This is a genomic window from Ezakiella sp., from assembly GCF_034180565.1.
Classification (GTDB): Bacteria; Bacillota; Clostridia; order Tissierellales; family Peptoniphilaceae; genus Ezakiella.
In genome coordinates this window covers 18,058-29,909 of sequence record NZ_JAXFOB010000021.1, presented here as the reverse complement: position 1 = coordinate 29,909, position 11,852 = coordinate 18,058, and the positions used below count along the sequence as shown (strand labels likewise).

Below are 11,852 nucleotides of genomic sequence, written 5' to 3'. Positions count from 1 at the left end.
GAAATTTGTCTAATAAAAAAGCAAACCCGTAAAATGAGTTTGCTTGAAATGTTTAATATCTGAGTCTGAAAGTGCGAATGAAATATTTTTTTGCGAATAAAAATATCAGCACAGTTACTCCGAATGCAATATAAATATATTTTTCGATATTTAATATATTTGCATTTTTTAAAATGAAGAGTGCAAATACAAGTCCGCTAATAAATCTCACAACTTTGTACGCCGGTGATTTTACATTGAGCTCCGCTGAATAAGGCGAGAAAATATAATAAACCATAATTTCAACAAGTCCCATGCTTGCCATCATCGCCAAATATGCAGCCATAATCCTTGCAAATTCAATAGGTTCAAATTTCAAACCGTTTAAAAATATCAAAATCAAAAATCCCAATCCTACACTGAGTAAATCAAAAAAGCTGGATTTTATAAGCATTCTTATACGATATTTTAGCGATTCATAGAGCCCCTGTTCGGTCAAAATTTTATTTTTCAAAAGTATTCTGTCCACATTTCTAAAACACATTTGAAGAAGGCCTGCGGAATATCCCGTGCCGACGGCAAACGCAATCGCAAGTCCGCTTATATCCGAAAAGCTTTGAGGCTTTTTTATAATTCCTATCTTAATAGCAATCGAATAAATTATGAGTATGGCGATACTTCCCGAAAAATTGCTTCTTAGATTCTTTTTAAAAACTTTTTTGTATCTGCTGAAAAATGCCATGTCGATATATTTTGCCGGGTCGACATCTTTGTATTTGTTTTGAAAATTTTGAATTTCCTCCGCATTGGACACATGATATTGTGAGCTGTCTTCGTTAATCGTCGTGGTTACACTCATCTTAACCACTTGTCCCGATGAATTTGCGGTAATTCTTTTTAGAGCGGGATAGTTTTTATATTTTAAAATAAATGCGATTCCGAAAATTGAAATAATTGCGGAAGCTATCGCAAGAATGTTCAAAATTCTGTCGTCAAGATTTAAATCAACTCTCAAAAATATTACTAAACCGCCGAGAATAACAAATAATGCCGATATGAGCGCCCTGATTTCAGATTTCGGAAGAGTCTCCCTTTTTTTGATATATGTTAAATATATCATATTTACAAGAAGCATCGACGCCAAGTTTAAAACCGCCAGTTTCAGGGCGATTCCCAAATCTTGGAACACATAATATGTCGCCGGGAAGTTTGCCAAAATCGAAATCACGATGTTCGTAAAAATTTTATTTAAATAATAAACCCGCGAGTTGATTGAAAACAAATTCAAAAATATATAGTCGTCTTCATTGTGTATCAAAAATGTCGGCTTCGATATCTTCGATGCGATGACCGCAATCAAAATATAAGACAAAAGTTTTATCGATATATTGTCAATGCCGAGTCGAACGAATAAACGCCAGAAAATCAATGCCGTAAAAATCGACGGTATAATGGTTTCTTTTATAAGCTCGAATAAAAACCCTAAACTCGCAAGAATTTTTTTGAGTCCTGTGTTTTTATACAGTTTTTTAAATGAAAGAATTTTTAAACCCGGCAACTTCGACAAAAAGTTGATAAAGGCATTTGTGCTCATCAATTGTTTTAGAGAACGCAATTCATAAAACATTATATTTCACCTATCAAATAATCTTCAAATGCTTTCAAATCGCTTCTGTCTCCGTCGTAGTGCGCAACGTTCAGCTTTTTGTTCTTCAAAATCGCAAGCTCATCGCTCACATCCGTTGCAAGCTGAACAATATGCGTCGACATAATTATTATGTGCTCGCTCTTCATCGAAATCAGCATTTCTTTTATATCGTGGCTCACGATTATGTCGAAAGAGCTGAGCGGCTCGTCCAAAAGAATAATTTTCGGTTTCAAAATAAACGCACACATAAGTTGCACTTTGTTTTTCATGCCGAAAGAATATTCTCTAATAAGTACATTTCTATCGCTTTCGTTTATATTAAACAAATCGAAAAGCTTTTCCGTGTCGAGACTGTGGTCAGCGTTTTTATTGAGTTTAACAAATGCGTCGATAAATTCTCTTCCCGTCAAAAACTCCGGCAAAATCGGAGAATCGCTTACAAGATATATGTCCTCCTCTTTTAATTCCCGAATAACTCCGTCCTCTTCGATCTGAGGCACCGGTCCCTCATACTTTTCCTCGCCGTTTAAGCAATGAAAAAGCGTTGTCTTCCCGGTTCCGTTTCTTCCTATGACACTATAAATTTTTCCCTTTTCAAAAGTGTATGACAAGTCTTTTAAAACTTCTTTGTCTCCATAACTTTTTGACAGATTCTTAATTATGAATTTCATATTGCCTCCTTCTATGTATGATATAATTATATCATACATATTTATCCAATTCAATATCTTTAGCGTTTTTTTGATAGATTATCTTAATACATTTGTCATCTTCTATTTAAATATCTTATATCAATTAAACTATATATTACATTTTGTAATTCTTTTGATTTATGCTTAAACAAAAATGGACTTGCTCTTTTACCTAAACACAATGTGTAGATAAGTAAAATAGAAATCCATTAATAAACAATTTTTATATATTAAATTATAGCGCTTACAATTCGTATAAGCTCCCGAATCTATAGCCCATATTCACGGCTTGGTCGATAATCTCTCCCAAAATTTCCGCGTTCGTATCTGAAACGGCGTGCAGTAGAAGCACGCTTCCCGGATGAAATTGTCCGGTGATTTTTTCAATTGCGAACTTTTTGTCGGGTTGATTGTCGCGCAGCCAGTCTTTGTATGCAAAGCTCCAAAACACAGGACGATATCCCATATCGTTTATAAATTTGAGCGTTCTTTCGCTGTAGACACCTTCCGGCGGTCTCAAAAAACTCGCAAGATTGTTTCCCGTTTTCTCTTTGTAGAGAGTTTGGAGTCCCGCAATGTCGTCCTCGAGCTTTTTCGGATTTTTTATCGCCTCGACTTGGTTCAAGTGGTTGACCGAGTGGTTGCAAACGAGATGTCCCTCGTTCGCCATTCGGTTCACAAGGTCGAGATTCGATTTTACATAAGCTCCCGTAACAAAAAACGCCGCCTTTACACCTTTCGCCTTTAATGTGTCCAAAATTTTCGCGGTGTTGTTGTTATATTCATAACCTTCGTCGAACGTTAGATACATTACTTTCTCGTCGGTTTTTGCCTGCCAGATTCCGTTGTATTTGTTTAAAAGATTTGCCGTCTTTTCAGGAATTGTGCTCTTGCCGTTTCCGCCCGCTTTTTTCGGATTGAACCACCAACCCGCTTTTTCATTTGAAAGCGAAGAGTAGTCGCCCGATTCCTTTTTAACCGGCTCTTCATTTTTGACCGGCTCCGCAGGAGGGTCGTCATTTTTTGACGAAACTATATCGACCGATTCTTTTTTATCCGCATTTTTGTCGGCTGCTTTATTTGTGTCCTTATTTTCATTATTCTTTTCGTCGGACTTTTTATCAGCTTTTTTGTCCTCCGACTTTTTATTTTCTACTTCCGACTTGTCATCACTTTTCGAATCTTCGGATTTCTTTTCCTCGATTTCTTTTTTCGGTTGAACTTCGGATTTTTTATCTTCTTTCGACTCATTTGTCGCGGTTTCGTCTTTTTTCGGTGTTTCAACTTCGGCTTTTGCGGTTTCTTTAGATTTAACATCGGAAGAATCGTCGACTTCCGCGCCTGTGTCCTCATTTGTTTCATCCACATCCGTTTCCGCCATATCGTCTTCGTCTTCCAAAATCGGCGACATCTCGTCCGATTTCTTTATCTCTTTATTTTCAAGCGTTCCTCTGCCGTATTCTTCAACGATACTGCATCCCGAAAAAATAACCGAAATCGCACACAATAAGACTAAAAATTTTCTTTTCATTAAACATTAAACCTGAAGAGAACGACGTCGCCTTCCTGCATGATGTAGTCCTTGCCTTCAAGACGAACTTTTCCTTCTTCTCTCGCCTTAACAAGCGAACCGCCGAGTTCAACAAGCGTGTCGTAGTTTACGATTTCCGCACGAATAAATCCGCGTGCGATATCCGAGTGAATCTTTCCGGCAGCGTCTTGTGCCCTTGTGTTTTGCTTGATTGTCCAAGCTCTTGTTTCCTGTTCACCTGTGGTCAAAAAGCTCATGAGTCCGAGCGTTTTGTAGCTTGCCTTGACAAGTTTGTCGAGTCCCGATTCTTTAAGACCCATTTCGCTCAAGAATTCTTTCTTTTCATCGTTTGAAAGCTCACTCAGCTCTTCTTCGATTTTTACGGAGACGGTCAAAACTTCTTCGCCCGTATTTGAAGCGTATTCTCTGATTGCGTCGACATATTTGTTGTCGCCCGAAACCAAATCATCGTAGCTCACATTTGCAACATAAATGAGCGGCTTTGCAGTCAAAAATTGATAGCCCGCCAAAACTTTCTTTTCATCTTCATTTAATCCGAGACTTCTCACCGGTTTTGTGTTGTTCAAGCAGTCGTTTACTTTTTGAAGCACTTCGAGTTCCGATTTAAGACTCTTGTCCGCTCTCGCTTGCTTTTCAAACTTCGGAAGAATATTTTCAATCATTTGCATATCCGCAAGTAAAAGTTCCGTGTCAATCGTTTCGATGTCTCGAACCGGGTCGACACTTCCGTCGACGTGCACGATGTTTTCGTCATCAAAAGCTCTCAGAACGTGAACAATTGCATCCACGCTTCTTATATGGCTCAAAAATTTATTACCGAGCCCTTCTCCCTTGCTCGCGCCTCTGACAAGTCCGGCAATGTCGTAAAATTCAATAACCGCCGGCACAATCTTTTTAGAATTGTTAAGCTTTGAAAGCACGTCAAGTCTTTCGTCCGGAACGTTTACCGCACCGACGTTCGGGTCTATCGTACAGAACGGATAGTTTTGCGCATCCGCCTTATTATTTGTAATCGCATTAAAAAGGGTACTCTTTCCAACATTTGGAAGCCCTACAATACCAAGTTTCAAAATATTTCACCTCTTATACATTATAACTTATTTTGTAAAATAATAAAAGACCAATCGGCTATTGGTCTTCGAGTTTATCCGTAAATTCATTTTTAAAATCGCGCTTCGAATATGTGTAGACATGCCTGAAGATATAACCCTCATATCTTGCGAGTCCGAACTGGGTATATCTCTCCTTCGCCTTCTCGGAAAGTTTTCGAACAAACGCATCCCTGTATTTGTTTTGGCGATATTCCTTTATATTGAACGGATTTTTTTCGTAGTTATAAACGAGAATAAAATCCACATTTTCTCTCGCGTGCGCAATCGTTTCGCCCGTGATGTCCGCATACATAATCACGGAATTTAGCATTTTATCAATAATAGAGTTTATTAAAGCCTTATCCACAATGCCGTTTTTAAATTCAATCATAGTCGCGTGGTTTTCGTGAAAAACGAGCGCATCGATACTTTTCGGATTTACATAAGTGTCGAGTCTCATCACATAGTCGTCCTTGACCGCATCGAAATCAATCGCAACATATTCCGACTCCGTCATATATTCTACATCGGAAGGGTTGTGGTTGTCCACGGAGATGAGTTTCAGAGTGCGTAAGTGTTTTTTAAATAAATCATTCATCTTGATATGCCTCATCGTCGAGTTTTAAAAACGGATTTACAAGTTTCTTATAAATTTTCTCGACGTTTTCGGTATAGTCTCTTATTATTGCGAAATTCCCCTCGTTTTCGCTGAAATAGAATTTCAAATTTTTATAAATATTATTTTTCTCGGAATATACTTCGATTGCATTCAAAAGATACGGACTGTGCGTGTTTAAAACAATTTTGCTCTTCATCGTTTTATTTATCTCGACAATGATTTTTGCAAAAAAGAGTTGCCACTCCGGATGAAGATGAATTTCCGGCTCGTCCAAAACGAGAATCGTATTTTCATCAATCCAACCGTTTTCAATCAAGCGTGCAACAATCAAAAGCGTCTTCACTCCCGACGATGTATTTCTTATGTCCACAGTCTTTTTGTTTTTTGTTTCATACCAAAAACGTCCGTCCTTTTCGGTGAGCGTTCCCTCAACTTTTTCATAAATTCGTCCGGTAATTTCGCTCCCGTCGACAGTTTTGTTTTTTGAAACGAGCTTTTTTTGCAAGTCGATTCTGTGTTTCGGATAAAAAGATTTCAAATGTTCAATCGAATCCATCGGCACATCCAAAATGTGCGGGTCGTCAAGATAAATCGAGTGATAATTGTTTTCCCCCTCAATTCTCGCTTCTATTTTCGACTCCGTCACATCGATTTCCCCTTCGATATGCTCCGCTGAAAAAATTATCTTGCCGTCATTTTTTGCATTGAAATTGTAAACCGCACCGTTAAATTCGTCCGCAATTCTCTTTTCTATATTCTCATTCGTCGGCTTTCGTCCGCAGTCAAAAATGCTGTAAAGCACACGTCCGACCGTGCTCTTTCCCGAACTGTTTTCGCCGGCAATAACGGTTATTCCGTCGACAACAACGTCCGCTTTGTCAATCTTCGTAATATTTTCGAGTTTTATTCTCATCTGATCCACCCTTCATCTCTCAGAAATTTAGTGATTTTCTCTATGAAACTAAGCTTGACCGGCTCCTCATATTTGTCGTTCATGCTTATTTCCATCTCTTTCTTGTGCGAATTAAATGGCACTTCAGAAACTTCTCTATATATTATATCATATTGACCGTCATTTTTTAAACGCCTTGCGTTTTCGTTGTCCTTCCATTGTCTTTCGATAAATCCGTTCAATCTGTTTTTTAAATACGGCGCTTCAATCGGAGCCAAAATCTCGACTCTTCGAATTGTGTTTCTAGTCATCATATCCGCGGAGCCGATGTAGATTTTTTCATCAACACCCTCGCCGAATTTATAAATTCTCGAATGCTCGAGAAATCTTCCGACAATGCTTCGAACTTCTATATTTTCCGTCACATTTTGAATGCCCGGAACGATCGAGCAAATTCCCCTTATCATGAGCCTTACTTGCACACCCATCATCGAGGCGAGCGCAAGCGCACGAATCACTTCGCGGTCGGTGAAGCTGTTCATCTTCATAAAGATTCTTCCCTTTGCTCCCTTTTCGATTTCCTCAAAAATCATATCTATGATCGATGACCTTACCGTCGACGGCGACTGCAAAAGTTTATTGTAAACGCCGTCAAGTTTTCCGAGACACATATTCTTAAAAAACTGCGTTGCATCCTCTCCAATCGCTTTGTCCGATGTGACGAAGCTTATGTCGGTGTAGAGTTTCGACGTCGACTCGTTGTAGTTTCCCGTTCCGATTTGCGTTATATATATTGGCTCTCCGGATTTCGACCTTTTCGTTATAAGGCAGATTTTCGAGTGCACCTTGAAACCTTCAGTGCCGTAAAGAACATTGCAGCCCGCATTGAAAAGCTCTTCGCTGTAGTCGATATTGTTCTTTTCGTCAAATCTCGCCCGAAGCTCCATAAGAACCGTCACATCTTTTCCATTTTCCGCTGCGCGCACAAGATTTTGCACAACTTTCGAATTTTTCGAGAGCCTGTAAATCGTAATCTTTATGGATAAAACATCCGGGTCGTTCGCCGCCTCTTCCAAAATCTTAATAAACTGCTCCATGCTGTCGTACGGATAGAAAAAGAGAAAGTCCTTGTCCATAACCTGCGAAATAATCGACTCTGTCGGTTTTATCGCACTGTTAAGTCCACCTTTAAATGGAGGATATGAAACTTTTTTTAAAGTCTCTTCGTCGATTATGCTCGAAAGTTTAAAAGCATAGTCCATATTGAGCGGAGTTTTTGTGACAAAAATTTCGTTTTCTTTTATGTCGAGATTTGCCATAAAAAATTTTTTCATTCTCGGGCTCAACTCTTTTGACGAAGTCATTCTTACACATCCGAGCCTCTTTCTTTTTTTCAAAATATTTCTCATCTGCGTTACATACTCTTCCTCGCCGACTTCCTCGTCGTCAATCGTGAGGTCCGTATTTCTCGTCGCACTTATAACGCACTTGTCCTCGATTTTAAACTCCGTATAAATCTTGTCCAAAAAATTTAAAACTATATTTTCGGTCAAAATATATCTCGTGCCTTCGTCTCCCAACTTAAAAAACTTCGGCAGCGTTTCAGGAATATTTAAAATTCCGAAAGTCCCCTTTTCTTCAACAGGCGATTTCAGCTCGCATGTAATATAGAGTTCATTGTTTTCAAGAAATGGAAAAGGGTGATTTCTCGCAATTACCATCGGACTTAAAATCGGCTCGATTCGCGATTTAAAAAGTTTCAGTGCGTATTTCTTTTCATCTTCCGTGAGCTCCTCAAATGAAACATTTTGAATGCCTTCTTTTCTGAGCTCATTTTCCACATCGAAAAAAACCTCGTCCTTCAAACCGTATAGTCTTCTCACCGCTTCCAAACATGCTTCGTGTTGCTCTTCCGGCGTCATATTCGTGCGCGAATCGCGCGGCGGTTCTTTAAGTTTTTGAAGATCCGAAAGACTTCCGATTCGAACCATAAAAAACTCCTTGAGATTTGAAACGAAAATTGCAATGAACTTGAGTCTTTCGTAAATCGGCACATTTTTTATAGTCGCCTCTTCAAGCACCCTTTCGTTGAACTTTAGCCATGACAGTTCTCTGTTTTGGGTGTAGGTTTCCATTTTCGGTAACTTCTTATACAAATTTTCTCTCGCATTTAAATCTATATCGCTCATTTTCTCCCCTCGCTCAAATAATTTGTCAAAACTCCTTCTCTAACGCCGAACTTCGAAACATAAACCGTCTTCGCTTCGGACATCCTTAAAATTTCCATCAAAATTATAGTCCCCGGAAAAATTGTGTGAACTCTTTCAGGCGAAACCTTCAAAACATATTCGTATGTTTTTTTGTCCTTCTTTTTTAATTTGTCGTAAAGTTCAAAAACAAACTCCGACTTGATCATCTTGTTTGATTGGAGCGACTTCATCTCCATAATCACGTTCGAAACCGCTCTTATCGTTCCGCCGACTCCATAAAGTTCGTCACTTTTTAAATTCTCGCTGTAAATCGGCTCGAATTTTTTTACGACATATTTCTCCGCTCTTTCAATGCTTTTCTTCGGAATGAAAATCCCCGAGCTATATTTCTTAAACAGATTTAAACACCCGAGCGGAATCGAATTGTTGTATACCGTCTTCCCCGCCTCAATCGAGGTGATTTCCGTAGAACCGCCGCCGATGTCGACGATAAGTCCGCTTGAAACGTCGTACTTTTCCTTGACTCCCAAATAACCGAAATATGCTTCGTCGACTCCCGAAACAATCTCAACCGGCTCCTCAATCTCTCTCTTTAAAATCTCCTTCACTTCTTCGATATTTAAAATATTTCTAAGAGATGCGGTTGCAAAGATTTTTATCTCTTCGAAACCCAAAACCTTTGCAGTCTTTATTAAACCTTTTAAAATTCTTAGTAGCTTTTCAATCCCGTCTCTCGAAAGAAAACCCTTTTTGACATAACTTGCAAGCCCCGCCGTGGTCTTTTTGTTTAAAAGCTCGTAAAATTCATCGCCCTCCACATTGAAAAGCGACATCCTTATTGTGTTCGAACCGATATCTATGATTGCGATTTTTCTCATATTCCACCTCATATAAATTACATTTTATATCCAATAAAATTATAAACTTCAAATATTAAAACTGTGTAAAATTTACACAAATAAAACCCAATTTAATAAAAACATTCTCTTTATATACTAAATATGCCCGATATTGTATAGTTTTGTTATGACTCAAGCTGTAAATGTTTACAACAAAAAATCTGTCGGAGATTTTCCAACAGATTTATTCCAAATATCTAATTTTGTCCTCAGGGTAATATGGGAACTTGAACTCGTAACCATCGTAATTAAAACTTATTGTACACATTTTTTCACCGTCATAGCGTGACCACCCTTTTTCCATCATTTGCGTCATTTCTTGTAGATTTTTTCGGTTCAATATGTTTTTCTTTCGAAGTTCCAAAAATACATCCTTGTCCGTGAATGCGTTGCTGAAAAGCTCTGTGTTCTTAGGACCAATCCACTTTTCTTCAATACTTTCTTCACTTAATTCATTTTTACAAATTTCTTTATAGTAAAGAATCACATGAAGCAAATCGCGATACTCATCGTCCGTCATCTCCACATCTCTAAAATAAAGGCTCGCGTTTAAAGTTTCCGGTGCATTTGTAACAAAAAGAAAGAAAAAGAATAGCAAAAGATAAACATAGAAACTTTTCGGTATAATATCTTTTAAAAATTTTCTTATCATTAAAAATGCCTCGTTGGATCCCTATAAACTTCAACTTCATAGAACGGGTAGTTCAAATAACTTTTGTAACTGAACCTTAGCGGCTGCCGCATAAAGTAGACAAGTTTTATAATACAAATGATAGACAGGGCAATAAAATAAACATTGAGTGCCGTCCTAATACCCTTAATAAGCCATTTGTTTCTCAGTTTAAATTTTTCATAGCGACCATTTTCCATATAAATCCCTCCTAAAATTTTCATAATTTTAAACTCACTCTTCGATTGATAAATTAACTTTTAATAGATAATTATCGTGAAACACTTCTCTCAACACTTATAGGAAACTTAAACTTGTATCCCTTATATTCAAAACTTATAGTCGACATAGTCTTTCCATCGTAGTTTTCAATCGCTTTTTTTATTATATTATTTATCCTCGAAAGATTTTTCTTGTTTAATATATATTTTTTTCTGAGTTCAAAGAATGTATCCATATCCGTAAAAACCGAGCTGAAAAGCGCATCGTTTGCCGGAGCGATCCAATCCTTTTTTTCTCTCTCTTTGCTTGTAGGCTTTGACAAAGTCGCGTCGTAATAGTATGTCAAAGTTTTTAAATCTGCAATTTCTTTTTCGCTAAGTTCTATCGTTTCCTTTTCCACATCCGCAATCGCAACTCTCGACCTGAAAGTCGTGTGGAAATTACTTACTAAAAACAAAATAAAAATAAGTGTAAGCAAATTAAAAGAAAACCTAATATTTGCAGCTCTCAAATCTTTTTTCATGATTCTATCTCCTGTCATCTAATCTCAAATTTTCCGTTTCCACATAATATATTCCGTCTGCTTCATTATATGAAAAAACAAATCCTTTCGGGCAAAGAATCATATGGATTGTATAAATTGCCACAAACACTAGGACAATCAACTCCAAAACAAAAGCATGTCTATTGATTGTGTTTGCATCTTCATATCCTATTCTCATATAATATCTCCTTTCTTATATAATTTCTCCTGCTAAGAAATACTTGTATAAAATAAATATTGCAAGAAATCATCCCTAGAAAATAAATTTCTTTTAATACTTGCCATATACAACTGATTAAATCCTCTTATACCAAGTCTTTTATAAATTCGCGAGAACTTGGATGAAAGGCCTTTCTGACTATAGAAAAACTTTTCAGCAACGTCACTAAAGCCGTCGCTCATTGTATAATACTTTATAAGTTCCATATCTTCAAAACTAAAAAAGTTTTTATCTCTATTTATATTTATTTCTTCTAAGTTGACAAGTTTAGTTAAAAATTCTTTTACAACTTCATAATCATCTATTACATAAAAATAATTTGCTCCCAATGTCTCCGTCTTCATATAGCTATAATATGAAAACCCGTGGCTGTATATATACGTTCTTTTATTGTGTTTTTGTATAAATTCTTTTAAAAAATCTATGTATGCTGAATTAATTAAAAATACAGAGTCCTCGTCGTATTCTTTAAATTGAAAATCTTTGACCCTTATATTTTTTTCAAACTTCAGATTTGTTATCATTTTCTTTAAAATATCATATCCGGATAAATAATAAATATCTAAGTTATCGTTCATAAATAACTCCTATTTTGTAATCGTTTTAATACACTA

12 protein-coding genes are annotated in these 11,852 nt (G+C 37.1%); all 12 read right to left on the bottom strand.

The window, feature by feature from the left end:
- Window positions 1-52: 52 nt before the first annotated feature.
- The 12 genes from SPI61_RS04415 to SPI61_RS04360 all read right to left on the bottom strand — a co-directional run bounded on the left by SPI61_RS04415 (window position 53) and on the right by SPI61_RS04360 (window position 11,816).
- Entirely contained in the window at window positions 53-1,606 is a 1,554-nt protein-coding gene (locus SPI61_RS04415; RefSeq protein ID WP_321136911.1) for a hypothetical protein, read from the bottom strand.
- On the bottom strand, window positions 1,606-2,298 hold the full coding sequence (locus tag SPI61_RS04410; RefSeq protein ID WP_321136910.1) for an ABC transporter ATP-binding protein: 693 nt from the start codon (window positions 2,296-2,298) through the stop codon (window positions 1,606-1,608). The genes SPI61_RS04415 and SPI61_RS04410 overlap by 1 nt, the downstream gene beginning before the upstream one ends.
- Before the next feature lie 265 nt (window positions 2,299-2,563).
- Window positions 2,564-3,850, bottom strand: a complete 1,287-nt coding sequence (locus SPI61_RS04405; protein ID WP_321136909.1) for a polysaccharide deacetylase family protein — start codon at window positions 3,848-3,850, stop codon at window positions 2,564-2,566.
- Window positions 3,850-4,941, bottom strand: coding sequence for a redox-regulated ATPase YchF (ychF, locus tag SPI61_RS04400; RefSeq protein WP_321136908.1), 1,092 nt, complete (start codon window positions 4,939-4,941; stop codon window positions 3,850-3,852). The genes SPI61_RS04405 and ychF overlap by 1 nt, the downstream gene beginning before the upstream one ends.
- Window positions 4,942-4,999: 58 nt before the next feature.
- Entirely contained in the window at window positions 5,000-5,560 is a 561-nt protein-coding gene (locus tag SPI61_RS04395; protein WP_321136907.1) for a hypothetical protein, read from the bottom strand.
- The gene (locus SPI61_RS04390) at window positions 5,553-6,494 is read right to left on the bottom strand and encodes an AAA family ATPase (RefSeq protein ID WP_321136906.1); all 942 of its coding nucleotides are present in this window, start codon (window positions 6,492-6,494) and stop codon (window positions 5,553-5,555) included. The genes SPI61_RS04395 and SPI61_RS04390 overlap by 8 nt, the downstream gene beginning before the upstream one ends.
- Window positions 6,491-8,662: a polyphosphate kinase 1 gene (gene ppk1 / locus SPI61_RS04385; RefSeq protein WP_321136905.1), complete on the bottom strand. Its 2,172-nt coding sequence runs from the start codon at window positions 8,660-8,662 to the stop codon at window positions 6,491-6,493. Before ppk1 ends, SPI61_RS04390 begins: the two co-directional genes overlap by 4 nt.
- Window positions 8,659-9,561 (bottom strand): hypothetical protein, encoded by a 903-nt coding sequence (locus SPI61_RS04380; RefSeq protein WP_321136904.1) that lies wholly within the window; start codon window positions 9,559-9,561, stop codon window positions 8,659-8,661. The genes ppk1 and SPI61_RS04380 overlap by 4 nt, the downstream gene beginning before the upstream one ends.
- A 205-nt stretch (window positions 9,562-9,766) precedes the next feature.
- Window positions 9,767-10,234: a hypothetical protein gene (locus tag SPI61_RS04375; protein WP_321136903.1), complete on the bottom strand. Its 468-nt coding sequence runs from the start codon at window positions 10,232-10,234 to the stop codon at window positions 9,767-9,769.
- A gap of 289 nt (window positions 10,235-10,523) precedes the next feature.
- Entirely contained in the window at window positions 10,524-10,997 is a 474-nt protein-coding gene (locus SPI61_RS04370) for a hypothetical protein (RefSeq protein ID WP_321136902.1), read from the bottom strand.
- A gap of 4 nt (window positions 10,998-11,001) precedes the next feature.
- Window positions 11,002-11,196 (bottom strand): hypothetical protein, encoded by a 195-nt coding sequence (locus tag SPI61_RS04365; RefSeq protein WP_321136901.1) that lies wholly within the window; start codon window positions 11,194-11,196, stop codon window positions 11,002-11,004.
- A 32-nt stretch (window positions 11,197-11,228) separates the two neighbouring features.
- The gene (locus SPI61_RS04360; RefSeq protein WP_321136900.1) at window positions 11,229-11,816 is read right to left on the bottom strand and encodes a hypothetical protein; all 588 of its coding nucleotides are present in this window, start codon (window positions 11,814-11,816) and stop codon (window positions 11,229-11,231) included.
- Window positions 11,817-11,852 lie beyond the last annotated feature (36 nt).

Bases quoted from the DNA above. Each gene is read 5' to 3' on its own strand.
- SPI61_RS04405 (WP_321136909.1), bottom strand. From the start codon at position 3,850: ATGAAAAGAAAATTTTTAGTCTTATTGTGTGCGATTTCGGTTATTTTT.
- SPI61_RS04380 (WP_321136904.1), bottom strand. From the start codon at position 9,561: ATGAGAAAAATCGCAATCATAGATATCGGTTCGAACACAATAAGGATG.
- SPI61_RS04410 (WP_321136910.1), bottom strand. From the start codon at position 2,298: ATGAAATTCATAATTAAGAATCTGTCAAAAAGTTATGGAGACAAAGAA.
- SPI61_RS04375 (WP_321136903.1), bottom strand. From the start codon at position 10,234: ATGATAAGAAAATTTTTAAAAGATATTATACCGAAAAGTTTCTATGTT.
- ppk1 (WP_321136905.1), bottom strand. From the start codon at position 8,662: ATGAGCGATATAGATTTAAATGCGAGAGAAAATTTGTATAAGAAGTTA.
- SPI61_RS04365 (WP_321136901.1), bottom strand. From the start codon at position 11,196: ATGAGAATAGGATATGAAGATGCAAACACAATCAATAGACATGCTTTT.
- SPI61_RS04370 (WP_321136902.1), bottom strand. From the start codon at position 10,997: ATGAAAAAAGATTTGAGAGCTGCAAATATTAGGTTTTCTTTTAATTTG.
- SPI61_RS04395 (WP_321136907.1), bottom strand. From the start codon at position 5,560: ATGAATGATTTATTTAAAAAACACTTACGCACTCTGAAACTCATCTCC.
- SPI61_RS04360 (WP_321136900.1), bottom strand. From the start codon at position 11,816: ATGAACGATAACTTAGATATTTATTATTTATCCGGATATGATATTTTA.
- SPI61_RS04390 (WP_321136906.1), bottom strand. From the start codon at position 6,494: ATGAGAATAAAACTCGAAAATATTACGAAGATTGACAAAGCGGACGTT.
- SPI61_RS04415 (WP_321136911.1), bottom strand. From the start codon at position 1,606: ATGTTTTATGAATTGCGTTCTCTAAAACAATTGATGAGCACAAATGCC.